Here is a 25026-nt window from a genome sequence, read left to right on the forward strand (position 1 = left end):
GTTATGATTCTTGGCTCCTAATTCCTGAAATCGCCATCTTTACGGAGCCAAGATGTCTGCAGAACTGCATGATCAAACCAGTAATCCCCCGCCTCCAGAGACGCAGGCAGAAGCACAGGTAGAACTACAATCACCATTGATACTCACGCCACAAGATCTGACGATACCACCAGATTTAGATCAACTAGCCTCTCGTGTTTATCAACCGCAATTCACCGGTAGCGGGAAAGAATATTTTAAGATTTGGATCGTCAATCTCTGTCTAACGCTCATGACATTGGGTGTTTACTCGGCGTGGGCGAAAGTCAGGCGCTTACAATATTTTGATCGCAACACCCAGTTCGCGGGTAGTGTTTTCAATTTTCATGGCGATCCGAAAGTGATTTTACGTGGCCGTATAGTCGCCGCGATTTTGCTATTCCTATATCACTATGTATTTGGCTTATCCAAGAATTTTGCCATCGTCTTTGCCTGCCTATTATTCCTCGCCATTCCCTGGATGATGCGCAGTGCTTTACGCTTCCGTCTGCGCAACACCAGCTACCGCGGTCTGCGTTTTGATTTTGATGGCAAGCTCGGCGTCGCCTACGCCACTTATCTGCCGGTTGCGATGGTATTTATTTTGCCTGCCTTGGTCGCTGTACTGGCTCCCTTGAGTTGGTATGTTGTGCTTCCCGGCCTCTTGTATTTGCTATGGCCTTGGTTACATGCCCGCATGAAACGTTATCAACATGGGAATATCGTCTATGGTCAACAACATACACGATCTGATTTGGGTGATTCTGCTTTTATCTGGCCGTATTTTCTCACTGGCCTTTATGTTTTTCTGGTTATGATCGTTGCGGGGTTCTTAGTAGCGATAGTTTCAGGTTTGGCGGGTAAGATCGGAAATAGCAGCGCAATTTATGCATATTTACTTCCAATCTTGAGCGCGATGCTCATAGGATTTCTCGTGTATTGCGTACTCGGCCCCTTCCTGCAAACAAAAATATGGAATCGCAGTTGGGATAACACGCGACTCGATGGTATGCGCTTTAACGCCACTATGTCCGCCTGGAGCTATACCAGACTGCAAACCATCAACACGATTTTGACGATACTCAGCTTTGGCCTATACCGTCCATTTGCCGTCGTGCGTAGTTATGAATACCGCTTACAGCACATGGAAATCATTGCAAACGATACCGATTTCGATACACAAAAAATTCAAAACGAAAGTGAAACTGCTGCCGCTGAGAGTTCCGCTGAATTTCTTGGTTTTGATCTTTCTTGGTAAGTGTTCAAGATCAGAAAAAATAAGGACAAAAGATGATTAACGCCAACTTCTTCAATGCTCAGCGCAGTCAATTAATTGCCAGCACGCTGACGATTGATCCCCATCAGATCGCGGTGCATTCCGAACTCGCCCAAAGAAATTTTTCACGTGCGCAAACTCAGGTCGCAGAACCTTATGAAAATGCGCCTTTGATTCTGCAATTTAATGATGGCTCACACTGCGAAATACATGATCCTCAAGACAAAAATACGATACTGACGTTACTGAATTATCAGGCTTCGAGAATCGAGCGTTGGCAAGCCAATTGGAAAATCGCAATCTTAGCAATTGTACTGGTCATGAGTTTATTCTATGCGGTCTATCGCTACGGTGGACCATGGATCGCCAAGCTCGTCGCGCCTTCCATTCCGCAATCAGCAGATAATTACTTAGGCCAACAAGCGCAAACATTTTTAGGCACTGGTTACTTTACTCCGACGGAAACTAGCGATCCGCAATACACTCAAATTGTCATGGTGTTTCGCGGCATTAAACCTGCCTCACCACGCATTCCACTTACGCTGGAAATGCGGGCAAGTCCCAGGATAGGGCCGAATGCTTTGGCTTTACCGAACGGTACAATCTATGTGACAGACGAGATGTATGCACTGTTATCAAAGTTTGATAAAGCAAAAGATGCGACGCTAAGCAAGGCTGGTGAACAAGAATTGGCCGGTTTATTGGCACATGAAATCGCCCATGTGGAGCTGCGCCACAGCATGCATAATCTAGTGCAAACCTCGTTGATGACCGTGCTTGTGGGTTCTATGATTGGGGATTTTAGTTCCATCGCTGCGACTGCTGGCAGTACTGTACTGGGTGCACAGTATTCACAAGAGAAAGAAAGTGAAGCGGATGAATATGCAATTCAACTTTTGAAATCAAAAGGAATATCCCCTATCCATATGGCGCATTTATTTGAGGCTTTAGAAAAGTACTCCGCTGCAAAAAAAGGCGATCTACTGCCCGCTTGGTTTGATAATTCTATTGATGATTTCTTGTCAAGCCATCCACCGACCAAACAGCGCATTCAAAGATTTAAGCAAGCGGCGAATGCACCGTCATCTGACACCTTGCACTAAAAAATAGACTCTCTCAGGCACGCTCGCTAGAAAAAAGTTACACTAGCGGGCTATGCCATCTTCACTACTCTTTATTATCGCCTCATTGATCTGGGGCTCGACCTTTTGGGCCATCACACAACAACTGGGTGAAGTCGCACCCGCCGTATCCGTTGCTTACCGTTTTGGCTTGGCTTCATTGACCTTGTTTGTCTGGTGCCTATTGCGCAAAGACAAATTAGGTATATCGTGGAAGCTGCATAAATGGCTAGCTTTACAAGGCTTCTTTACTTTTTCGCTCAGTTATCTCTGCACTTATTCTTCAGAACAATATCTGGTGTCGGCTTTGGTAGCGGTACTATTTTCTTTGATGGTGATTTGGTCTCCCATCACCGAAAGAATTTTCTTTCACAAACCACTTACCTGGCGTATTTGGGGCGCGGCCTTTGTCTCAATTACCGGCGTGGTTCTGCTATTTTTTCCCGCGCTCAAAAGCAATTGGGAAGAAACCCATACTGGGCATGATACCCACTTCTTACTGGGCTTGGGATTAGCTTTGACAGCTACGCTGGCTAGCACCTTTGGCAATCTGGTGGTGGTCAAAGTTCGCCAACAAAATCAAAACGTCTTATTGACCATGGCATGGGCGATGGCTTGGGGCACTCTTTGGGTCAGCTTATTTGTGATCATTACAGGGCAGCCCTGGAGCCTACCTGTCACAGTCAATTACTGGCTGTCTTTGATTTATTTATCCTTATTTGGCTCGGTGATCGCATTTGCCTGTTACTTCACTTTAATCCACAGGATCGGGGCGCAGAAGACTGTGTTCATTGGCGTCATTACACCAATTATCTCGGTACTACTATCAATTAAATTAGAAAACTATCAACCTGGCTGGATAGAATGGCTGGGCATGGTGTTTTGCCTGAGTGGCGTCGTGTGGGCATTGCGCGGTGGTCGCCAATAAAACGAAACTTCATTAACGATCTCAGGTGAGCAGGCATCTTTAACATTTGATGCTTATTCTGTCCTATGCCACTTAGAGGGCGCGCCTTCGCAATAAAGCCCTAGCTAGCACAATTTACCCAAGTCGTAAATTTACTAGCGTTTATATTTGATATTGATTTTTGATTAAATCATCTGTCATCCCAAAACCACAATCAAAAACAACTAGCCGCAGTCTTCATCAACAGGCTATTTTTTGAGTTATGCTTGTGTATCGATGCATATCATTTATCCTGTAAGTTCTATGCACAGGATCAGCAACCACGGCGAATCACATGAAGAATAAGCTGGCCGTCCCGACAACGGCACATCAGCTCGATCAATATGCTTTATTGGAGCATGGTCGCAGTATGTGTTTAGCCGGACAGTTCGATCAACTTCAGCTCTTGCTTCAACAAATATCACAAGCATCTTTTAATCCAGAGCAAACGCTATTACTAGAAGTCTTAATGCTCTATCCGGGCAGTGCATCGCCTCCTCAGAATCACACCAAGCTGCTACAACGGGCCATGAATTTGCACGAGTTAGCACAAGCTTTGGGCAGTGATCTGGCACGTGCCTGGATATGGGAAGCGATGCAGCTCATTCAAATTAGCTTGCAATTGCATCATGCGGCGCTACACAGCACAGCCATGGCTGCCGAAATGTTTGAACACTGCGCCCGGCCGAGAGATGCCATGAGCATGCGCGTTAGTCGTTGTCTGATCATGATACATTGCGAAATGTACCGTGAAGTTATCGCTATGAGCGAGACTCTGCTCAAACAACGCGAACTACTGGACACTATCGCTTTAGTCAATTTATTGCGATCTTCAGCTTCTGCTTACTACTTCTTGGGCAATGAAACCGATGGCGATGAGGCCAAATTAGCTTGGAGTAACTCGCTCAATTTGCATCAAGAATGTCTAAGAATTGCACAACAGGCGCGGATAGATAAATTTATCTTAATCTCGCATACCAATATCGCGGTGCTGAGTGCGTCACTAGGCATGCGCAAAGAAACCAATGAACATCTTTTGTATGTCGAGGGCATGCAAGGTCTGGCGGAAAGTATCAATATCAGCTGGTCGTATTGGATACGCTATTGCGAAATACTATTGCTGTGTCAAGGTGCGGAATTCAATCACGGCTGGCAATTATTATTAGCATTGGCGAATGAATTGGCTACGGATAATATGGTGACAGCCCCAGTACAAGATGCCGTGTTCAAAAAAATTGTGCGACTGGGCAAACAACGCGGATATTTTGAAATTGCCTTAGACGCCAGTGAACGTCATTTAGAACTCAGTCGTCAGCGTCGCCATTTACTTTCCAAAACCCTCAGCGATACCATCGATGACGTGATGGCAGTGCCTCACTTGCAGCAAAAGAATCAAAAATTGAGCCAGCAAGGTTATGCCTTAGAGGCCTCATTAGCACGACGTAACACCGAGTTGAGTCAAGCTTTATCCAAGCTGCAAATCGAAGTCGATATACGCTCGCAAGCTGAACAAGCCCTACAACGTGCGCATGCTGATTTGGAAGAACAAGTGCGACAACGCACACAAGAATTAGAACAAGCAATGCGTCTGGTGATGCGCCAGGAAAAACAATTGGCGCTGAGTCGCTTAGTGGTTGGTGTCGCACATGAAATGAATACGCCGCTGGGGAATGCGACTATTGCCGCCAGCACGATGCAGCATCTATGTCAAAATTTACTGCTCGATATCAATGGGCCGTCACTTAGTCGCAGTAAATTGCAAAACACATTATCGTCTATCTCAGAAGGAATTCTATTACTGAGTCGGGCATTAAATACCGCCAGCGAGTTGGTGCAGCGCTTCCGCTCTTTGGCGATAGAACAGCATCAAGAAAGTCTCACCGAGTACGATGTGTCACATCGCTGCCAGTTACTAATCGAAGGATGGAAGAATCGATTTAGGCAGGCCAAGGTGGAAGTCTATTTACAAAGCCCCACTGGGATTAAGCAGATAGGCTACCCAAATGCCTTGTCGCAAGTACTTGATCAATTGATAGACAATGCCATGCGTCATGCTCTACTGACGACGCAAAACCCACAATTAGATTTCATTCTCAGCGCCGACGAAACTGAGATTTGTATTGAGGTCAGTGACAACGGTTTAGGTATCGCAGACGAGAATTTACAAAGAATTTTCGAGCCCTTCTTTAGTAAGCAATTAGGGCTAGATGGCATTGGTCTGGGTCTGAGCGTTGTTCACAGTCTCGTCACCGATTTAATGCAAGGAAGAATCAAAGTGGAAAACCGTGTCACCTCAGGCCTGAGTGTTGTGATCTCAATTCCTCGAATGACCAAACTACCGCAGCTGAGCTAATACAGCTAGCTCCCGATCTCAAGTACTATTGGCTCTAAAGTGGAATGCTATTGAATGCTACTGATTGCCACCAAACGCCAACTTACGTAACACATGCGCGGCTGCCGCTAAACCAAACGAAGCAGTAACGACTATCGATGAACCGAAGCCCGCGCAATTCAAACCAGAAATACCATTTGCTTCAGTATTACCATCGACCGCGCAAGCTTCCGCCGTTTCCGGCATAGTTAAAGCCTCCATAGAAAATACGGCGTCAATGCCGAATTTACTTTTAGCGCCACGTGGAAAACCAAAATTCTGACGCAAGCGTTTGCGAACCAGCGCTAGCAAAGGTTCTTGCTCGGTACGGGACAAATCACGGATTTCTATCTTACCCGGATCCGTCTGCCCGCCCGCAGCACCTATCGTGATCAAAGGAATCTGATGTTCGCGGCAATATGCAATCAAAGCAGTCTTAGCCTTCACGCTATCAATGGCATCGATCACGTAATCAAATCCCTGTTGACCTAGCATCTGCTGCAAATTATCTGGCTCTATGAATTCTTCGATCTCATGTACCTTACAGTAGGGATTGATAGTAGCGATGCGTTCCGCCAAGGCCGTTACTTTTGCCTTACCCACAGTCAGGCTGGTTGCCTGAATCTGTCTGTTGATATTCGATTCCGCCACATTGTCCAGGTCGATCATCGTGATGCTGCCAATCGCACTACGGGCTAAAGCTTCAACCACCCAAGAGCCAACGCCACCAACGCCAATCACACAAATGTGTGCCTGTTGAAAACGTGCCAAGCCTTGCGCACCGTACAAGCGTGCAATGCCACCAAAACGGCGTTCAAAATCAATGTCTTCGTCAGGAGTAAGCTTGGTTTGTTGCATGAGAATAATTTCTAGTAGGTAATCTTGTATATAAAAAAGACAGCGCAGGATGATAGTTCAGACTGATAGCGCAGATTGTGCAAAATTGCCGTCATTTTACAAGCTTCGGGTCAAATTAGCATTGGTGCCTTGATTTCACGCAAGAAGCGCCCTCAAGAATTCTGCGCAAATCCCTAGAATGGGGGATAATTTTCTTTTCGTACCAACCCTCGGTACTTCCTCAACAAACTCTGAGAATTAAGCAACCATGGATATCCTATTTGCAAGCGCTCCCGGCTTCGATCAGCCTCTGGCAGTTCTCAAACATTGCCATGACCGCATCCGCAAGCAACTCGCTACCTTAGAAAAACTACTACCGCATTTGCAAAAAAATGGTGCTGATGCCGAAGCTCAAAAAGCGGTACTAGCAGTATTGAAATACTTCCAAAATGCAGCGCCCTTGCATCATGATGATGAGGAAATCGATTTGCTGCCTGAACTCCAGCGCACCGCAACCGATGCCGATGCTGACTTGCTAGCAGCGACACTGCCTAAAATACTGCAACAACATGGGCAAATGGCGGATCAATGGCGCCGTCTGGAAGCGCAATTAAGTAGAATCGCGGATGGTAGTTCGGCCGCGCTCAGTAGTGAGGATGTCAGCCAATTTCAAGCGCTGTATCAAGAACACATGCAGATTGAAGAAACCCAGATTGCACCGATGGCAATGCGTTTATTTAATCCCGCTCAGATGCACAAACTGGGACTAGCGATGCAGGCAAGACGTGGCATTAATGCTCTCTAAGTCAGGTAAATATCACGCTATCTTTATTCTTACTACGCAAAAAAATCAATTTTCAAACTAGTTGCACACTTCGTTCTTTACGAAGTTGCCGATTAAATTTCAAGGAAGATGTATGTCTATCGCCAGCCTCAGAAAAGATTATCAACTCGCCAGTCTCGCTGAAACCGATGTTGCACATGACCCGATTACACAGTTTTCGCACTGGTTTGAACAAGCCTTAAAAGCCGAAGTCGCAGAAGCGAATGCCATGAGTCTATCCACGGTAAACGCCGAAGGAAGACCTTCTTCGCGCATCGTCTTAATTAAGGAATTTGATCACCGAGGATTTTCTTGGTTCACGAACTACGACAGTCGCAAAGGACTAGAGTTATCGCAAAACCGACATGCCGCTCTCTTATTTTTCTGGACTGCGCTCGAACGTCAGGTACGTATTGAAGGCCGTATTCACAAAGTTTCAGAAGAAGACAATGATAAATATTTTCACAGCCGCCCTTTAGGTAGTCGTCAAAGTGCTTGCGCATCTGCACAAAGTCAACCGGTTGCAAATCGCCAGCAATTAGAAGACAAACTAGCCGAAGTCGTCGCGCAATATGGCGATCATCCGCCGCGTCCAGAACATTGGGGTGGCTATCGTTTAGTGCCAGACTTTATTGAATTTTGGCAAGGCCGTAGCTCGCGCCTGCATGACAGAATCGCCTACACAAGGCAAGCCGACGACACCTGGGTGATCTCACGCTTGCAGCCGTAAAGAGAATCAAAACGGTTCCCCGTTGAGAAAGAGAAAAGGAAAAGGTTTAGTAGCGTTGGCGACTAAACCTTTTTTTACATGTGCGAGACGGTTGGAGCGAAATACTGAGCGAAGTACCGTGCGAGGTAAGATGCTGTGAAGAAAACTAAGCTGCCAAGCGACGTTTAAAAATTTCGCGTGAACGCATAATTTTCGGCAAGATGAATTCTTGGCAGTAGGTATCTTCTTTATGATTCTTATAGAAATTTTGATGCGCACTCTCAGCTGGGAAGAAAGGCGTGCATGCCATAATTTCCGTCATGATCACAAATTTGTTGGCACGGCTAATCCGCTTGGAAATTTCCTGTGCGATTTGACGTTGCTCTTGCGAGTGGAAGAAAATCACCGAACGCAATGGAGATACTTGCTGCCCGTTCACACTTGCCGGGGCATACGGATCATGCACTTTGAAGAAAACTTCCAGCAAGCTATCAAATGACAACACCTCGTTGTCAAACTCGATTCTGACGACTTCAGCGTGCCCGGTGTCACCACTGCACACGGTTTCATAACTGGGATTGTCACTATGTCCGCCAGCATAGCCACAGGTAACGGCTCTCACGCCACGCAAATGTTGGAACACTGCTGCCAGATCCCAAAAACGACCACCACCGATTGTTACCGTTTCCAAGGCCATGTTGCCATCCTCAAGTCAAAATTTGTTTTGCGAATTTTTGCCATCCACGGCATGCTCAAATCAGATTGAGTCAATTACCTTCAAGAAAGCCTGAGCATTATCCGCGGAGGTCTCGAAATCCGACAATCTCTAATCAAAAAGTTGCAGAATTCGTACCTTGCTGTATCATTTTTCGATACTTTTCTGCAAGCCTACTCAAATATGATCAAAGCATATGACTAAAGCCTCAGCCTTAATTGATGTACTTAAACGCGAACTCAAATCCCGCCACATCACTTATCATGAATTGGCACAAAAAATTGAAGTCTCAGAATCAAGCATTAAACGCATGTTTGCGTCCAAAAATTTGAGCTTGCACAGGCTTGATCAAATTCTGGATGCAGCACAAATCAGTTTGCATGAACTGACCGCGCGCAGTTATGAAGAGTCTCTGATCGATGAACTAAGCTATGAGCAAGAAGAAGAACTCATCAGCGACCCCAAAAAATTCATAGTTGCGGTCTCGGCCATGAATTATTTGAGCTTGCAGCAAATCGTCGATATTTATGCAATAAGTGAAGCAGAGGTGATCGCTTATCTGGTACGCCTTGATCATTTAGGAATTTTAGAGCTAATGCCAAATAATAGAATTAAGCTCTTGTTGTCACGTATTTTCCGTTGGATTCCGAATGGCCCTATCCAGAAATTTCATAGACGTGAATCCTTTGCCGATTACCTGAATGCGAATTTTGATGGCAAGCACGACATGATGCAATTTGTCAGCGTGATGTTATCGAAACAATCTAGCGCAATATTTTTAACGCGCTTACGCCAACTGGCGCGCGACATTTCAGATCAACATCGTTTAGATGCGACGCTGCCGTTTGAAGAAAGACACAGGATGAGTTTTATGCTGTCGGCGCGCCCTTGGATTCCGAATTATTTCCAAGCCTTGGTCAGACCCGAATATATACAGCATTACTATGCACGCAAAAGCAAAAAATAGTTTGCCATAAAAACTTATCAGTACGCTACAGCGCTTTTATGCAAAGTCGGAAATCAGGATCTTCTGGGTAAGGTTTGACATCGAATTCCAGACTGCGCATGAGCCTGAGCATATTCGAATTATTCGTCAGTACCAGGCCTTCGATATAGGCCAGGCCGCGATTCCTGGCGACATCAATAATCGATTGCATCAGGCGAGTACCCAAGCCCTGCCCCGCAAAATCATCGGCAATCAATAAAGAAAATTCACAGGTACTCTTATCAGGATTAGTCACATAACGTGATACACCGATGATACGTTCAGTCTCAATAAAACTGCCATCGCCCTGCGGCTGGCGCTCGGTATAAATTGCGACCAAAGCCATCTCTCTGTCGTAATCAATCAAGGTAAATTTCGCCAGCATGCGCTCGGATAATTCACGCATCGATGACACGAAGCGGAAATAGCGACTCTCGGGCGACAAACGACGTACTAAGTCTTGCAACATTTCGGCATCATGTGGGTGCAAAGGTCGAACCACATACATACGGCCATCGCGCAATGGCCATTCGGTTTCTTTATCAGATGGATAAGGCGAAATTGCCAGATGTTCATAATTGCCAGGTTCTGCTGGCGAATGATCCACCACCACGCGGGCATCAACCGCCAATGCGCCATATTGATCGACAATGAGCGGATTAATATCCATCTCGCGCAACTGTGGCAAGGCGCAGACCATCTCAGATACCCGCAATAGGATTTGCTCCAAAGCTTCTCTATGGATGGGCGGCGTGCCACGCCAATGTCCTAGCATTTCTGCGCAACGCACTCTATCAATCAAGCGATGTGCTAAAAATTGATTGAGAGGTGGAAGTTCAATCGCACGATCGGCGATCAACTCTATCATCACGCCACCTGCACCAAAAGAAATCACGGGGCCAAAAAGTTCGTCAGTAGAAACACCGATAAATAATTCGCGTCCTTCTGGTTTGCCCGACATATTCTGCACAGTGACACCGTTCATTTTGGCATCGGGACGGAGTTGCCCTACTCTTTGCAACATGTCTTGCCAGCCATCACGTACTCCCGTCGCATTTGTCACATTCAACAAAACACCTTGCACATCCGATTTATGCGAAATGTCGGCCGAATCAATTTTTAGTGCAACCGGATAACCGAGCTGATTCGCAACCAACATCGCTTCGGTCGAACTACGCGCCAACATGGTTTTGGTAACGGGAATATGGAATGCCGACAGCAAGGCTTTCGACTCCATTTCAGTCAATACTTTGCGCCGCTCTGCTAATACACTTTCTATCAAAATCCGCGCACCTTCCAGATCAGGTTTGGCTAATTGCGATAGTGGTGGAGGTACTTGACGCAACAATTGCTGATTACGATGAAACAGCGACACATGATTAAACGCATCCACTGCAGCTTCTGGTGTGCGGAAACTAGGAATGCCAGCCTTGAACAAAATAGTGCGTGCGGCAGTGACTTTTTCATCGCCCATCCAGCAACTGATTAAAGGCTTACCCACAGTGGCCTGCAAATCAGCCAAGACTTGCGCAATCGCACCTGTATCAACACCGGCAATTGGCGACAAGATCACCAAGATGCCATCGACCTGACTACAATGTGCGCAAGCAGTGACAGCGGCACGATAATGCTCAGCATTCGCGTCTTGCGACAAATCGATCAATTCTTCCAACGCTGCATACGGTGAGATTTTTTTGTACAAATCCTTCACCACATCGGCTGGCAACTGCGCCATTTCTAAATTAACTTCATTGACAAAATCTGCCGCCAACACCGCTGGACCACCACCGTTTGAAATGATCGCTAAGCGACGTCCAACAGGTAAGTAACGCGCTGACAAACACTTCGCTGCAGCGAATAGCTGCACCATAGAATGCACACGTACAGCGCCAGCACGCTGCAAGGCGGCATCAAAAATCGCATCGCTACCGACGATATTTCCAGAGTGCGTTAAGGCAGCTTTTGATCCAGCAGGCTTACGTCCTGACTTTAATACAATCACAGGTTTGGAATTAGCGGCGGCACGCAATGAGCTCATAAAGCGCCGTGCATTTTTAATGCCTTCGATATATACGACGATGGTTTGTGTTGCCGCATCGTCCGCCAGAAAATCTAAAACCTGTGCCAAATCGACCGCAGTATTCACACCTAGCGACACCACTGCGGAAAATCCGACTCCATTTTTAGCCGCCCAATCCAAAATCGAACTGGTAATGGCACCCGATTGCGATACCACCGCGAGCGCTCCCGGTTGCGCTAACTTGCCCAAAGCGCTAGCATTCAAATGGGCTTTGGGTCTTTGAAATCCCAAGCTATTGGGGCCGAGTAAAGAAATCCCATGTTGCTTAGCGATCTTGTGCAAATTCTTAGCCTGATTCGCATCGACGCCTATAGATAAAATCAAAGCAGCGCGACACTGTATGCGCCCGACCACTTCCAAGGCGGCTGCTAATTCTTCATTCGGCAAAGCCAAGATCGCCAGATCGGCACGTGATGTTGCGAGATCACCGAGCGTGCCTTTAACGCGGCTATCGAGATAGGTCACGCTACCCTGAAATTCCTTATTTTCTAAATGTTGCAAAAACACCCGTGTGACCGGTGTCTGTAGAGCAGGCGCATTCAAGTCACCGGCGAAGACCACCACCGAACGGGGAGAAAACAAAGAGTTCAGATAATGCTTGTTCATAGTGTTCTCAAGGTAGAAAAATAAAGATGAAACTAAGACAGGGACTAAACTAAGACCGGACTAATCAGCACCAATCAAAACACGCACATGTGCAGCGGCACTGCGCCCTAGTGAAGACAAGTCGTAACCACCTTCAAGACAGGAAACTATCCGACCTTGCGCATAGCGCTGGGCGAGTTGCACGATCTGCTTAGTGACCCACTCATAGTCCGCCTCCACCAACGCGAGGTTGCCCATATCGTCTTCACGATGCGCGTCAAATCCAGCGGAAATGAAGATCATCTCAGGTTGAAATTTTTCCAGTGCAGGCATCCACACTTCACTCACCGCTTGACGAAACGCATCACTCCCAGATCGGGTCGGCAAACCGACATTTACCATATTCGCGCCCATAGGCACGTCACCACAAAAAGGGTAAAGGTTTTTTTCAAAAATCGAACACATCAAAACCCGCGGATCATCAAACAAGATATCTTCACTGCCGTTGCCATGATGCACGTCAAAATCAATCAGAGCGATGCGCTCTATACCGTGTTGAGCCAGTGCATGACGGATACCCACCACGACATTATTAAAAAAACAGAAGCCACCGGCATTGCTGCGTTCTGCATGATGACCCGGTGGGCGGATATTGCAAAACGCGACTGGTGCTTGCCCGCTGGCGACCAAATTCGAAGCCAGCACCGCAGCACCAGCGGCACGTAAAGCGGCCTGATACGAGAATTCATTGATATTGGTATCGGGATCGATTTGCACATGCCTGCCTTCTGGCACTTGTTGCGCAATTTCAGCAAATTCGTCCAGATAACTGGTGCTATGGGCGCGCGCCAATTGCTCTCGCGTCGCCAAAGGTGCATCCAATTGCTCCATATAATCGAGCAAGCCCTTCATCAAGAGTTGATCATTGACCGCGCCCAAACGCTCAGGGCATTCGGGATGATGATTACCCATATCGTGTTTTTGGCAATCTGTATGCGTAATATAAGCGGCTAACAAGGTCATGGCTCCAGATCAAGGAAGGATCAAATGATTCTAGACTGATGCCCGCTTGCAGTAAAGCAATAGCCTGCGAGGTTTGCGCTGTATCAAAGGCAAGATACTGGATTTTGACGATGTTTTCGACAAAATCCATGGCAAGGACGCTTTTTAGAGGAGAAGAATTTTAGAAATTAAGAGTCTTAAAAGCTAAGGCATAGGCTAAAGCTTAGGCGATAACTTTTCCGTGCTCTTTTTCTATACGCTTGGCATGCAAACTACCGTGCATACGTCGCAAACCCAACCAGACGCCTGCTAAGACCACTGGCACAGCTATCCCTATCGCGCTTTCGGTGTGCGCAAGCCAACCGAATTCTTTGGCGGCCTTGGCGACATAGCCAAACAGCCCGATCACATAGTAAGAAATCGCAGCGACCGACAAACCTTCGACGGCCTGTTGCAGATGTAATTGTTGAGCGGCGCGGGCATTCAAAGATTGTAGGATTTGGCGATTTTGCATTTCCTGCACAATACCAACCCGGGTGCGTAATAAATCATTTGAATTGGCAATCCGGCGTGCTAGCGCTTCCTGACGATTGGCGACCGCGTCACAAGTATTCATCGCAGGCGTTAAACGTCTATCCATAAATTCCGCCACCATGGGTAAGCCTTCTACCCTTTGTTCGCGTAATTCTTCTATGCGTGCATGAACTAAGCCTATGTAGGCTTTCGAGGCGGAGAAGCGGTAATTGTTTTCTAATGACAGTTTTTCTATGCGTGCGGCTAGATGCGTAATTTTTTCTAGCAGATGGCGCTCCGCATCGTTTTCTTGATCCAACTGCGTTTCATTCAAGGCGTGATCGGCCGCAACCATTGCACCAGCTAAATCCACTAATTCACTTTCTATCGCATTCAATTGCGGCGTCGTGCGCTGTGCTACGGGCAAACCCAGCAAAGCCATCATGCGATAGGTTTCAATTTCTAAAATCCGCTGTGCCAAACGCCCTGCCTGCTGTGCCCGCATATCGACATCGCGGATCACAAAACGACTAAAACCATCCGCATGCACAACAAAATCCGACCAAAATTCACCGCCCTGCATCACCTTGCTTCCCGCCAAAGCATGTCCCTTAAACAGGCTTTGCACCTCAAGCCCGAATTCGTTAGCAGACAAAGGGCGATTGTCCAACACCAAATGCGCCGCCACCAGCAATTTACCCTGTAGTCGATATAACCAGGCTTCGGGAATACGCGTGATCGGCATACGATTTAAAGCTTGTTCCAGATTGAATTCAGCTTCAGGATGTTGGGCAAAAGTATAGGTCGCAAATTCGGTATGGCATTCCCATTTCAGACGAAATGGTCCGAAATCGAAATAAAAATATTTCGCCTCCAAGGCCGGTGCACTCACCCCAAAATGACTGCATAAGGCGAGTAACAATGCATGCTGTTGCTCCTGCGTGGTGCTGGCGGATTCAGTGGGGGTTTCGTGATACACCGCCAGATGCGACAGTAATTCTGGTGCATTCAAACTCAGAAACGGGCGTGAATGAATCTCAGCGGCTAAAGGAACTCGGGCGGGATGATTAAGTTGAAAGAAGTGTATAGACATAGTGGCAAATGAATGAGCAAAACGAACAGTGAAAACAATTTGCAAATCAACAAAGCAAATTCGATACTGGTGCCTGCTAACGGAAAACTGCCCCGTAGCTGTCTTTATGAGAACCTCTAATCACCATTGTGGCCTTGATGAGCCTGAGACTGATTGTAACAAAGAAGTTGCCAACTGGTATTGATTAGAACTTACGTAAAACAGACGCTGACGTCGTTGCGTTCGCCTCGCCGTACAAATGTACTGTCTTCGGCTCCGCGCCCCCGATTTAAGCATTCGAGGGCAGGCTCTAGTCAGCGCAATTTTGTGTAAGTCCTACTAATAAAAGAAATTGCTAAAAAACCACTAAAAACTACTAAAAAGCTGCGGCAGATAGAGTGGCAGCGCCTTGCCGTGTCAGGGAGGTACCTTCGTCAAATCGAGTACGCCAAGGTCTGAAATGGTAAAATGCAGGTTTTCCGGGTCAGACATCACGTCCGCCCAACTTTACATAATACAACTTCCATCCCAGAGGACACTATGACTCAACTCAAAGCCATCATGCAAACTAGCAAAGGTACGATCAACTTAAATCTGTTTGCCGATCAAACGCCAGTCACTTGCGCCAGCTTCGTCAATCTGGCACAGCACGGCTACTACGATGGTTTGAATTTTCACCGCGTCATCAATGATTTCATGATCCAAGGCGGTTGCCCAGATGGTTCTGGTATGGGCGGCCCAGGCTATCGTTTTAAAGACGAATGCACCAGCGAATTGCGTCACGATAAGGCCGGTATTCTGTCAATGGCAAATGCAGGCCCTGGTACGAATGGCAGCCAATTCTTTATCACCCACGGTCCTACTCCGCATTTGAACGGTAAACACACTGTATTCGGCGTAGTGGTCAGCGCGGAAGATCAAAAAGTCGTCAATAGCATCGTACGTGGCGATGTGATTGAAAAATTGACGATAGAAGGCGATACGACTGAATTGTTGGCGCAGCAAGCAGAATTGGTCGCAAAATGGAATGAAGTATTGGATTCCCGCGCTTAATTTCTATCTGAGTTTCATCAGTCAGCCGTGTTCTTAAACTGACGTCAATAATCAGTGCACTCCTACTCTGTGCGTGCACTGATTTCTTCGCTACAAACTTTGTGACCGTCGTTACTAATTTAGCTTCAACTTAGTTTCAACTTAATTTCAACGTCGCTCCAACTTAGCTTCAGTTCACCATGATACAAATCCGTACAGCCACTTCTGAAGACTTCGAGCAAATCTGGCCAATTTTCCGTGCCGTTGTCGCTGCTGGCGAGACTTATACCTATCCACGCGACACAAACAAAGAGCAAGCCAAACAACTCTGGATGAACACGCCTAGGCAGACCTTGGTCGCCGAAGAAGACGGCAAAATTTTGGGCAGCTATTTCATCAAAACCAATCAAACCGGTAGCGGCGACCATGTTTGTAATTGCGGTTACATGGTCAGCCCCGAAGCACGTGGTCGCGGCCTGGCTCGCCTGATGTGTGAACATTCACAGGCACTTGCAGTGACACTAGGATATCGTGCAATGCAATTCAATTTTGTCGTTTCTAGCAACGAAGTCGCAGTGCGACTCTGGACTAAATTAGGATTTGAAACAGTAGGACGTTTGCCTCGTGCTTTCCGTCACCCACTACTAGACGATGTCGATGCATTGGTCATGTATAAATGGTTGACTGAGTAAGCACAAAATAAGTTCAAAATAAGCACAACGTAAGCGCAAATTCAAAAACTCGGACAAGCCGACAGGCCAAGAAAAAAGACCGCCAATACAATGCATTTGACGGTCTTTTTTATGTATGACGTTTCTCGTACTAATCGACGCTGACTTCCTTACGATTATCTTTAGAAACCCTGTCAATCATCTTATTATAAGGATCAACGCCGACTTCAAATGGCTTGTCTTTCACTGTGATAGTCACACTAGGATCATTCCCTTGTAACTGACGTTTTTCGATAAACAAAACTTTTTCATCCTTTTCTTTAGCACCTTGTGCACGTGAGAAAATCGCGATCTCGACGGCTTCATCATAGTGACGCGGCGTCTCTTTGCCTTTGCCATCGACTTCGATTTTTGCCAGATGCAATTTCATCGTCACATCCCACTGTCCATCGGCACGCTTCACCGCTTTTGCTTCTGTCACGCGATTGTCGTAGAACACAATTTTCTCGAACATATCAGCGATCAAAGCATGCTTGTCTTGCGGCGCTTCAGCACGGATATAAGCTAACAGTTCATTGGTCGTCGTGTACGGTGCTTGCTGGTAGGCTTTATCTTCCAAGAAGCGTTTTAGCGCACGATTCAAAGCCTCTTCGCCAATTTCATCGCGCAGGCGATAGAAAATCAAACTACCTTTTTGATAGTGAATATATTGCTGTCCTTCAACCCGTGCTAGCGGCTGTTCCTCTATCAATTCACCACCACGTCCACGCAAATAACCGTCCAATTCATACTTCAAGAAACGACGCATTTTTTCACGACCGTATTCCTTCTCCATTACCATCAAGGCAAAGTATTGTGCTAAGGACTCCATCAATACAGTCGACCCTTGCATGTTGGCACCGATCACTTGATGCCCCCACCATTGATGTGCCATTTCATGTGCAGTGACATAGAACACATAATCGATATCGTCTTTGTCACGCAGATCAGCAATAAAGCCTATGGCTTCTGAATACGGAATCGTGTTCGCAAACGATTGCGCAAAACTAGCGTAACGCGGAAATTCCAAAATCCTGACTTGCTGATGTTGATAGGGCGTGAAATTGGCAGTGAAATAATCCAAAGATTTCTTGGTGCTTTCTATCATGCGATCAATATTATAGGAATGCTTCTTGTCGTAATAAATTTCAATCGGCAAACCTTTCCAGTCGCCTTTCTTCACTTCCCAGCGAGCGGACAAGAAAGCAAAGAACGGCATCATCGGTCTATCCATTTTGTAGTGGAAATAACGACGTCCATTTTCTTCCCAAGATTTTTGCAAATACCCTGGAGCCATTGCGATTTGATCTGCACTGGTAGAAATCGTCGTATCGAAATTAATCCAATCCGCTTCGCTGCCCAAAGCGTGATACGCACGCGCTGACTCGTCTTCCAATTTCGGCATACGTTGTGGTTCACCTAAGCCACGTTTTCTGCGCTCATTACGATCACGTAATTCAGCGTCAGCGGCATAGCCAAATTGCGGGAAAAATTCACGGTTATTGAAGAAAGTGCCGTTCCAATTGACGGTATTTTCTGCGCCACTATTCGTAAAGCCAGGATTTTCGACGATCGTCACAAAATCCAGATTCAGACTTGTCCCTGTCGCCAACGCTTGCTGCAACTTCAAGATACTAAATCCGAGTTTCTTATCGTCCAGTACGACAGTATGTGCAGGCAAATTTTTCCACTCCGTTTTTACGCGCGTATTCACTTGAATCCGTAAAGTATCTTGCGCTAAGGCGGATTTATTTTTCAGCACATAATGTCCGTTGATCACAAGCTTACGTTGCTCTGGAAAGATATCAACATTGGCTTGTACATCCGTTAATCGCGGATGTGGCAAATTTTTATATTGCTTGTACATCTTTTCGTACTCAGCATTTTCATCCAAGGATGCGGTTTTGGTCTGGTACTGATTCAAGACATTGGTGTTGTAAAAAATCCAGCCACCCGTCACCACGAATGCGATCAAGCTCATCGCAAAAGCAACGCCAGTTGTGCTATTCAATTTAGCCAGAGCAAGACGCACACGAACTCGCCACTCTTGCGACAAACCGCGTACCCAAAATGCTTGCGCCAGTATCAGCAAAGCGACGGTTAAACAAGTCCAGTACAGTGTGAACCACGACCATCCAGTTAAGAAATGACCATAGCCATTCATGTCTGAATAAGGCGTAGAGGAAGTCCCAGCGAAGTTGTAAAGATTGTGATCAAGATCCAAAGTGCCGAACACAATTTGTGAGATCAGCAGCAAGATCATCATCAAGTAGCCGATGAATTTATTATTCGTCAAAACCTGCAAGACCAAGGCCAGCAAACCGAGCAAAATAAATCCACTGGAACCCAACAACACACCTTTCACATACAGAGTCAATTCTATCGGAGCACCGCCTTTAAACAACTGCACCAACATACCTGCGACCGCACCAGCGCCGAGGAAACTCAAAATCACCGCGATTAAAGCAGCTGATTTAGCTAACAAAGGAACCCAATTCGGCACTGGCATCGCATCAACAACATCGGCAATTTTGACCTGACGTTCTTTAAAGATGAGTTCGCCTGCATAAAACGTCACGATAATAATCAACATGAAATTGAAACTGCCTGCCAATATCGTCAACATATTCGTCGTCACCGGATACACGGTGGTGCCAAACATCACGCCAGACTGACTCGCACTACCGATAAAATTCACCAGGCCAAACAACAACATGACCAGAAAAGGCACGCTCTTAAAGACGGCTTTTGCATCAAATGTCAAAATATCCAAAAATTGCTTCCATGCGGTTGCACTGCCAGCACTTTGCTGAACTTGTGGCAAACTGACTTTGGCTAATTGTGGCGCAGCGGCTTCGGCGTTCGCGATCACTTTCGCTTTACCAAACCAACGACGTCCTGTGCCCGCCCGCTGTGGTTTGAATAACACCAAGGTCATCGCCACTAAGACTAATCCTATCGCTGTCCACAAAACACGATTAACCAATAAGTAACTGTTCAACGCCGGCAAGATGGAATTCGATTCAGCAGTAGAAAAGTAGCGTGTCATACGCCCAAACGCGCGCAAACCGAACGGGTCTAATAAGACGGCGATCCATTCATTATTGATGTCACGCGTGAACGAACCAGCGACGACCCACAACACAAAAAATCCTATGACTCCGACATACACCATCATCATAGAACGCGTGGTCGCTGCCAACAGCATCAACAATGCACCAATGAAAAGTAAGTTGGGAATCACAAATACTGTCAATCCCCACACAAATGGCTGCAGTGAAAAAGCGCCAACACGGGCTGTATCGACCCAGGGCATGTGTGGCCCAATTAACAGACCAAAGATCACAAACAAAAATATCACCAGACAAGCGACCAAACCCGCCAAAAATCGTCCGATTAAGTAGTCGTGTTTGCGCATCGGCGTTGCGAACAGCATGTCAGAAATCCCGATCTCTACATCACGCAAGACCGCACCGGCGATGAAGATGGTGACCACAAACATCGACAAAACACTAAACACACCGAGAAATTGTGCAATCACCGTAGGCGCATTGCGATTGACATTGCCGACCGCGCCACCGACGGTAATCGCATCACTACTGGCAGCACCGAAAGCCAAAGCACCGAAGATCAAAGCGATTACCCACAACAGGGGCTGCTTGAGTTGAAAACGTAAATCAAATTTAAAAAATTCTAACCACATAGCGCTCTCCTCAAATAATTAATTAGTTAATTGCTTAGACAGCCAGCGCTGGAGCGTTATTTTGTGATTTGCGCAATTGCAGGAAATAGACGTCTTCTAAATCGGCCGCGACTTGACGGAAGCCCTCATCCGGTTGGGTTTCTGAATACACGTTGATTTGCGGTTTACCGCCGACCAGACGCGTGGTCAATACGGTGAATTTTTCTTGATAACTAGGTAGTGCTTCTTTACTGACGCTGCAACGCCAGACTTTGTTTTGCAATAGTTCAATCGCCGCCTGCGGTTCGCCTTGCACCAATACCTGCCCTTTTGCAATCATCGCCATACGTGGACACAGATCGGTTACGTCTGCAACAATATGTGTAGACAAAATCACGACGACTTGTTCACCAATTTCTGACAACAAATTTAGAAAACGATTACGCTCATCAGGATCAAGACCGGCGGTCGGCTCATCCACAATCACCAGTTTGGGTGATCCCAACAAAGCCTGAGCGATACCGAAGCGCTGACGCATACCGCCAGAATAAGTTCCTAAGGCACGCTTGCGTGCTTCCCACAAATTCGTCTGACGTAACAAAGCTTCCACAGATTGCTTACGATCTGCTTTATTCGTAATGCCTTTCAATACGGCAAAATGGTTGAGTAAATCTTCCGCTGAAACTTTAGGGTAGACGCCAAAATCTTGCGGCAAATAACCTAACTGACGGCGCAGCTCTTCCTTATTTTTCAATACATCTAAGCCGTTAAAATGAATTGAGCCAGTATCTGGTTCTTGCAAGGTCGCAATCGTGCGCATTAAGGAAGACTTTCCTGCACCATTGGGGCCTAGCAAGCCAAACAAACCATTTGGGATTTCTAAATTGACGTTATTCGTCGCGTGTACACCGTTCGCGTAGGTTTTGTTCAGATTTTTAATCGACAGCATAATGAAATCCCCTTGTTCTAATATGTATTGATAATTTTCCAGATGGAAATTGCGTGAAGACAAAAACAAAGCACGCACGATAGATTTTGCATAGAGCGTGAAATATACGTGACAATTAGGCATTTCAGTCAGGCATGCGACCAAAAGCATCAATTTCGACATGAAAGACGAAAATCTGCCATGAAGTAGTTCCACGTTCATGTCATGCAAATGTAAACTGATGCGTTTTTTTGCCGCTTCTATCGCAAATCTACCGGTCTGGCGATAAAACTGGGATAGTGCTCAACATCTGCATTTCAGTAACGTCGATATGCCCCCCTTTTTTTACTCTGCGCAAAACCCTATGTCGAATTTTGAAAAACCTGCCAAACCAGGCTCTACACCCGACCAGCCTTTACCGGGAAAAATGATAGACAAACTAGGTAGCTGGGCTATCAGGGCGCAGCAGTATCCGATTTTTAGTCAAACCTGGTTTCGTTATCGTGCACGCAGCTTTGCCTTGCCTATCGGCGTCTTAGGTTTTATTTTGGTGGTACTGTCACTGCTCATCGCGAACGATTCAAGCGCGCAAGCAGAGACGGTGAAGCCTTACAGCATGTTCTGCGCAATCTTTATCGCCATCGCCATCAATTTGCTATTTGGTCGCTGGCTGGCAACACTGGTAAAAAAACGGCAATGGCAACAAAAAAAGGAAACCGCAGGGATTGCGGTCGCCTTATTATTTGGTCTCGCTATTTCATTTGGACTGGTCAATTCTGCAGACCATTTTCTCGATAAAAAAGTTAAGAAAACTAGCCCTGAAACTAGGCAAAAAATCGACAACTTGGTGAAGAGTGATGAAGTCAAAGTGGGTCTCATCATCACGGATGAAGAACAACGAAAATCGCATCTGTTCAATTATGTGTTCTGGTTTATCTTATTAAGCTGGTGGGGTGGTGCTTTGGATTTTCGTGCGTATTTACGTCAAAGCAAAGTAATGGAAGAAGCACTGCTACAAGAACAATTAGAACAATATAAAACTGAAAGAAATCAGGCACAAATGCGGCTCTCGGTATTGGCCAGTCAGGTAGAGCCTCACTTTCTGTTTAATACTTTGTCGGGGGTTCGTGCCGCCATGCTCAGTGATCCGGCGCGCGGTGTGGCGATTATCGATCACTTAGTGGATTACTTACGTTCCACAATTCCACAAATGCGTAGCGACGGCAATTTGGTGCTCACTACAGTGCGCAATCAGTTTGATTCTGTAAATGCCTATCTCAACGTGATTCACACGCGAATTCCTCGCCTGAGCTTTAGTGTGACTTGCCCGCCAGAACTAGAAGCTTGCGCAGTCCCACCACTAATGTTGATCAGCTTGGTCGAGAACGCGGTAAAACACGGCATAGAGTTAAAGAAAGGCCCAGTAGAAATTCATGTGACTGCCAGCAGTTTTGAAGCACAACATGGCGTGCAATTATGTTTAAGCGTGGCAGATAATGGCGTTGGTTTTGGCGCGAGTAGTTCGGGTTCTGGCATAGGATTAAGCAATATACGCGAACGCCTCAGACAATTGTATGGAAGCGATGCCAGCTTGGACCTGAGCATGCGTGAGCAAGGTGGTATTGAGGCGCGCATATTATTGCCCCTTAGCGTGCTTGACGACAACTTATTACATTGAGGATTTACCATGCCCACCGCCATCATTGCCGACGATGAAGATTTACAGCGCTCCGATTTGCGCCGCATGTTACAAATCGTTTGGCCCGAACTAGAGATCATTGCCGATTGCGAAGACGGTGGCGATGCTTTGGATGCGATCGTCAGGCTACAACCAGATATCGCCTTTTTGGATATTCGTATGCCGGAACTCAGTGGCTTGGATGTCGCGCGTGCCAGCGATGGCAAATGCCGTATCGTGTTCACAACCGCCTATGACAATCACGCCATTGAAGCTTTCAAATTGGGAGCGGTAGATTACCTACTCAAACCCATCACCGAAGAACGTTTGCGTCACTGTAGTCTGCGCATGCAAGAACAAACTAAAGCTGGGGCAATGCCAGCCGATTTATTGCAGATAATGTCAGCACTCGATCAACGTTTACGCGAACCCGCTGAGAGTGAACGTATCCGCTGGATCAGCGCTAGCTCAGGCAATACCATAAAATTATTTCCGATTGAAGAAGTCTTATTTTTCGAATCTGATTTGCGCTACACCCGCGTGGTGAGTGCCAGCGATGAAGGGCATATCCGTACCTCGATCAAAGAATTACAGAAAGGTCTAGCGCCTGAACAATTCTGGCAAATTCACCGCAGCATCATGGTTAATCCGCATGCGATCGCCCGCGCCCGCCGTGATGAGATGGGAAATATTTTTGTCGAACTAAAAAACCATAGTGAGCAATTAAAAGTCAGTCAAACTTATGCTTGGCGCTTTAAGTCTATGTAAGGTGAAGCACAAAGAGGCGTGCAAGATTCAAGTTATGCATCTCAAATAAACAAGATTACATTTTTTCGCTTCACAAATTGTGGTATCGCATAGTCTGTAAACACATGTGTTTTTAAATTTTTTCAAAATACGCGAAAGCGCCTACTGACTTGTCCGCCAGTCTGTGCCACACTAAAGACATGACGCTCACAGAATTAAAATACATCATTGCAGTTGCCCGCCAAAAGCATTTTGGACACGCGGCAGAGGCTTGTTTTGTCGCTCAACCGACTTTATCAGTCGCCATCAAAAAACTTGAAGACGAACTAGGCGTGACGATATTTGAACGTGGCGGCACCGAAGTGTCGACCACACCTCTAGGGGCACAAATTGTCGCACAGGCCGAACGTGTGTTAGAACAAACCGCTGTCATCAAAGAGCTTGCCAAACAAAATAAAGATCCCTTAAGCGGCCCTTTCCGCTTGGGTATTATTTACACCATAGGTCCTTATTTGCTGCCCGGCTTGGTCAAAACCATGATTGCCACAGTGCCACAAATGCCTTTAGTTTTACAAGAAAATTTCACCGTCAAATTAATGGAATTATTGCGTCAGGGCGAACTCGATGCAGCAATTATGGCGCTGCCACTACCAGATCAAGGCATGATGGTGCAGCCTTTGTATGACGAGCCTTTTGTCGTCGCCATGCCGAAAGATCATCCGTGGGCAGATCGCGCTTCCGTCTCGGCAGAAGAACTCAAAACTGAGACCATGTTATTGCTAGGCAGTGGTCATTGCTTCCGCGATCAAGTGTTAGAGGTGTGCCCTGAAATGGCACGCTTCTCGACTGCCAGTGATGGCATCGCCCGCACCTTCGAAGGCTCGTCACTGGAGACAATACGTCACATGGTGGCATCCGGTATCGGGATTACGGTTTTGCCGATGGCATCTGTTCCCGATTTACATGCGAAAGACAGCATGTTGCGCTATGTGCCTTTCAGTAATCGCGCACCTGACAGACGCGTGGTCATTGCCTGGCGCAAGAGTTTCACACGCCATGCAGCGATCGACGCAATTCGTCAGGCCGTATTAAGCTGCGATTTACCCGGCGTCACCATGCTCGATGAAATCGCGGTTGCACAATAAGGCTATGGTTTGGTGATCACGCGATGATCGCTGGATGGTCATTTAAGTACT

19 protein-coding genes are annotated in these 25026 nt (G+C 46.6%); 12 read left to right on the forward strand and 7 right to left on the reverse strand.

Translation table 11 applies throughout. From position 1 onward, the window contains the following. Positions 1-52 precede the first annotated feature (52 nt). The 4 genes from H8K55_RS09970 to H8K55_RS09985 all read left to right on the forward strand — a co-directional run bounded on the left by H8K55_RS09970 (position 53) and on the right by H8K55_RS09985 (position 5714). The gene (locus H8K55_RS09970; RefSeq protein ID WP_186941949.1) at positions 53-1276 is read left to right on the forward strand and encodes a YjgN family protein; all 1224 of its coding nucleotides are present in this window, start codon (positions 53-55) and stop codon (positions 1274-1276) included. A 32-nt stretch (positions 1277-1308) separates the two neighbouring features. Further along, positions 1309-2397, forward strand: a complete 1089-nt coding sequence (locus tag H8K55_RS09975; RefSeq protein ID WP_186941950.1) for a M48 family metallopeptidase — start codon at positions 1309-1311, stop codon at positions 2395-2397. A 52-nt stretch (positions 2398-2449) separates the two neighbouring features. Beyond that, positions 2450-3343 carry a DMT family transporter gene (locus H8K55_RS09980; RefSeq protein WP_186941951.1) on the forward strand — a complete coding sequence of 298 codons (894 nt, stop codon included), beginning with the start codon at positions 2450-2452 and terminating at the stop codon, positions 3341-3343. Between the two features lie 313 nt (positions 3344-3656). Continuing rightward, positions 3657-5714, forward strand: a complete 2058-nt coding sequence (locus tag H8K55_RS09985; RefSeq protein ID WP_186941952.1) for a sensor histidine kinase — start codon at positions 3657-3659, stop codon at positions 5712-5714. Positions 5715-5771: 57 nt separating this feature from the next. Here the strand turns inward: H8K55_RS09985 and tcdA are convergent, their stop codons facing one another. Continuing rightward, positions 5772-6590: a tRNA cyclic N6-threonylcarbamoyladenosine(37) synthase TcdA gene (tcdA, locus tag H8K55_RS09990; RefSeq protein ID WP_186941953.1), complete on the reverse strand. Its 819-nt coding sequence runs from the start codon at positions 6588-6590 to the stop codon at positions 5772-5774. Between the two features lie 247 nt (positions 6591-6837). On the opposite strand from tcdA, the gene H8K55_RS09995 reads away from it, so the two are divergent. Continuing rightward, positions 6838-7374: a hemerythrin domain-containing protein gene (locus H8K55_RS09995; protein ID WP_186941954.1), complete on the forward strand. Its 537-nt coding sequence runs from the start codon at positions 6838-6840 to the stop codon at positions 7372-7374. Between the two features lie 112 nt (positions 7375-7486). Continuing rightward, positions 7487-8122 carry a pyridoxamine 5'-phosphate oxidase gene (gene pdxH / locus H8K55_RS10000; protein WP_186941955.1) on the forward strand — a complete coding sequence of 212 codons (636 nt, stop codon included), beginning with the start codon at positions 7487-7489 and terminating at the stop codon, positions 8120-8122. 145 nt (positions 8123-8267) lie between these two features. On the opposite strand, the gene msrA is transcribed toward pdxH, so the two are convergent. Further along, positions 8268-8798 carry a peptide-methionine (S)-S-oxide reductase MsrA gene (gene msrA / locus H8K55_RS10005; protein WP_186941956.1) on the reverse strand — a complete coding sequence of 177 codons (531 nt, stop codon included), beginning with the start codon at positions 8796-8798 and terminating at the stop codon, positions 8268-8270. Between the two features lie 214 nt (positions 8799-9012). Here msrA and H8K55_RS10010 point away from each other — a divergent pair, with 214 nt between their 5' ends. Next, entirely contained in the window at positions 9013-9783 is a 771-nt protein-coding gene (locus H8K55_RS10010; protein ID WP_186941957.1) for a helix-turn-helix domain-containing protein, read from the forward strand. A gap of 25 nt (positions 9784-9808) precedes the next feature. Here the strand turns inward: H8K55_RS10010 and H8K55_RS10015 are convergent, their stop codons facing one another. The 3 genes from H8K55_RS10015 to H8K55_RS10025 all read right to left on the reverse strand — a co-directional run bounded on the left by H8K55_RS10015 (position 9809) and on the right by H8K55_RS10025 (position 15074). Continuing rightward, positions 9809-12487 (reverse strand): bifunctional acetate--CoA ligase family protein/GNAT family N-acetyltransferase, encoded by a 2679-nt coding sequence (locus H8K55_RS10015; protein WP_186941958.1) that lies wholly within the window; start codon positions 12485-12487, stop codon positions 9809-9811. 60 nt (positions 12488-12547) lie between these two features. Then, complete coding sequence (locus H8K55_RS10020; protein ID WP_186942039.1) at positions 12548-13483, reverse strand: histone deacetylase family protein; 936 nt, start codon at positions 13481-13483, stop codon at positions 12548-12550. 208 nt (positions 13484-13691) lie between these two features. Further along, positions 13692-15074: a DUF3422 family protein gene (locus H8K55_RS10025; RefSeq protein ID WP_186941959.1), complete on the reverse strand. Its 1383-nt coding sequence runs from the start codon at positions 15072-15074 to the stop codon at positions 13692-13694. A 519-nt stretch (positions 15075-15593) separates the two neighbouring features. On the opposite strand from H8K55_RS10025, the gene H8K55_RS10030 reads away from it, so the two are divergent. Together H8K55_RS10030 and H8K55_RS10035 are read left to right on the forward strand one after the other, a co-directional pair. Next, on the forward strand, positions 15594-16106 hold the full coding sequence (locus tag H8K55_RS10030) for a peptidylprolyl isomerase (RefSeq protein ID WP_186941960.1): 513 nt from the start codon (positions 15594-15596) through the stop codon (positions 16104-16106). 179 nt (positions 16107-16285) lie between these two features. Next, the gene (locus tag H8K55_RS10035) at positions 16286-16777 is read left to right on the forward strand and encodes a GNAT family N-acetyltransferase (protein WP_186941961.1); all 492 of its coding nucleotides are present in this window, start codon (positions 16286-16288) and stop codon (positions 16775-16777) included. Between the two features lie 130 nt (positions 16778-16907). Here H8K55_RS10035 and H8K55_RS10040 read toward each other — a convergent pair whose 3' ends face one another. Further along, positions 16908-20498 (reverse strand): ABC transporter permease/M1 family aminopeptidase, encoded by a 3591-nt coding sequence (locus H8K55_RS10040; protein ID WP_186941962.1) that lies wholly within the window; start codon positions 20496-20498, stop codon positions 16908-16910. A 34-nt stretch (positions 20499-20532) separates the two neighbouring features. Beyond that, entirely contained in the window at positions 20533-21426 is an 894-nt protein-coding gene (locus H8K55_RS10045) for an ABC transporter ATP-binding protein (RefSeq protein WP_186942040.1), read from the reverse strand. 343 nt (positions 21427-21769) lie between these two features. On the opposite strand from H8K55_RS10045, the gene H8K55_RS10050 reads away from it, so the two are divergent. The 3 genes from H8K55_RS10050 (at position 21770) to H8K55_RS10060 (ending at position 24975) form a co-directional block, all read left to right on the forward strand. After that, on the forward strand, positions 21770-23083 hold the full coding sequence (locus H8K55_RS10050; RefSeq protein WP_186941963.1) for a histidine kinase: 1314 nt from the start codon (positions 21770-21772) through the stop codon (positions 23081-23083). A gap of 9 nt (positions 23084-23092) precedes the next feature. Continuing rightward, the gene (locus H8K55_RS10055) at positions 23093-23851 is read left to right on the forward strand and encodes a LytR/AlgR family response regulator transcription factor (RefSeq protein WP_186941964.1); all 759 of its coding nucleotides are present in this window, start codon (positions 23093-23095) and stop codon (positions 23849-23851) included. Positions 23852-24030: 179 nt separating this feature from the next. After that, positions 24031-24975 carry a hydrogen peroxide-inducible genes activator gene (locus H8K55_RS10060; protein ID WP_186942041.1) on the forward strand — a complete coding sequence of 315 codons (945 nt, stop codon included), beginning with the start codon at positions 24031-24033 and terminating at the stop codon, positions 24973-24975. The last annotated feature ends 51 nt before the right edge of the window (positions 24976-25026 follow it).

It is taken from the genome of Affinundibacterium flavidum (assembly GCF_014284175.1).
Lineage (GTDB): Bacteria > Pseudomonadota > Gammaproteobacteria > Burkholderiales > Burkholderiaceae_D > Undibacterium > Undibacterium flavidum.

Excerpts from the sequence above, each read along its gene's own strand:
- H8K55_RS10050 (WP_186941963.1), top strand. The coding sequence starts at position 21,770 with ATGTCGAATTTTGAAAAACCTGCCAAACCAGGCTCTACACCCGACCAG.
- H8K55_RS10015 (WP_186941958.1), bottom strand. The coding sequence starts at position 12,487 with ATGAACAAGCATTATCTGAACTCTTTGTTTTCTCCCCGTTCGGTGGTG.
- H8K55_RS10055 (WP_186941964.1), top strand. The coding sequence starts at position 23,093 with ATGCCCACCGCCATCATTGCCGACGATGAAGATTTACAGCGCTCCGAT.
- H8K55_RS09980 (WP_186941951.1), top strand. The coding sequence starts at position 2,450 with ATGCCATCTTCACTACTCTTTATTATCGCCTCATTGATCTGGGGCTCG.
- H8K55_RS10010 (WP_186941957.1), top strand. The coding sequence starts at position 9,013 with ATGACTAAAGCCTCAGCCTTAATTGATGTACTTAAACGCGAACTCAAA.
- H8K55_RS09975 (WP_186941950.1), top strand. The coding sequence starts at position 1,309 with ATGATTAACGCCAACTTCTTCAATGCTCAGCGCAGTCAATTAATTGCC.
- H8K55_RS10030 (WP_186941960.1), top strand. The coding sequence starts at position 15,594 with ATGACTCAACTCAAAGCCATCATGCAAACTAGCAAAGGTACGATCAAC.
- tcdA (WP_186941953.1), bottom strand. The coding sequence starts at position 6,590 with ATGCAACAAACCAAGCTTACTCCTGACGAAGACATTGATTTTGAACGC.
- H8K55_RS10025 (WP_186941959.1), bottom strand. The coding sequence starts at position 15,074 with ATGTCTATACACTTCTTTCAACTTAATCATCCCGCCCGAGTTCCTTTA.
- H8K55_RS10045 (WP_186942040.1), bottom strand. The coding sequence starts at position 21,426 with ATGCTGTCGATTAAAAATCTGAACAAAACCTACGCGAACGGTGTACAC.
- H8K55_RS09995 (WP_186941954.1), top strand. The coding sequence starts at position 6,838 with ATGGATATCCTATTTGCAAGCGCTCCCGGCTTCGATCAGCCTCTGGCA.
- H8K55_RS10060 (WP_186942041.1), top strand. The coding sequence starts at position 24,031 with ATGACGCTCACAGAATTAAAATACATCATTGCAGTTGCCCGCCAAAAG.
- H8K55_RS10040 (WP_186941962.1), bottom strand. The coding sequence starts at position 20,498 with ATGTGGTTAGAATTTTTTAAATTTGATTTACGTTTTCAACTCAAGCAG.
- msrA (WP_186941956.1), bottom strand. The coding sequence starts at position 8,798 with ATGGCCTTGGAAACGGTAACAATCGGTGGTGGTCGTTTTTGGGATCTG.
- H8K55_RS09970 (WP_186941949.1), top strand. The coding sequence starts at position 53 with ATGTCTGCAGAACTGCATGATCAAACCAGTAATCCCCCGCCTCCAGAG.
- H8K55_RS09985 (WP_186941952.1), top strand. The coding sequence starts at position 3,657 with ATGAAGAATAAGCTGGCCGTCCCGACAACGGCACATCAGCTCGATCAA.
- H8K55_RS10035 (WP_186941961.1), top strand. The coding sequence starts at position 16,286 with ATGATACAAATCCGTACAGCCACTTCTGAAGACTTCGAGCAAATCTGG.
- pdxH (WP_186941955.1), top strand. The coding sequence starts at position 7,487 with ATGTCTATCGCCAGCCTCAGAAAAGATTATCAACTCGCCAGTCTCGCT.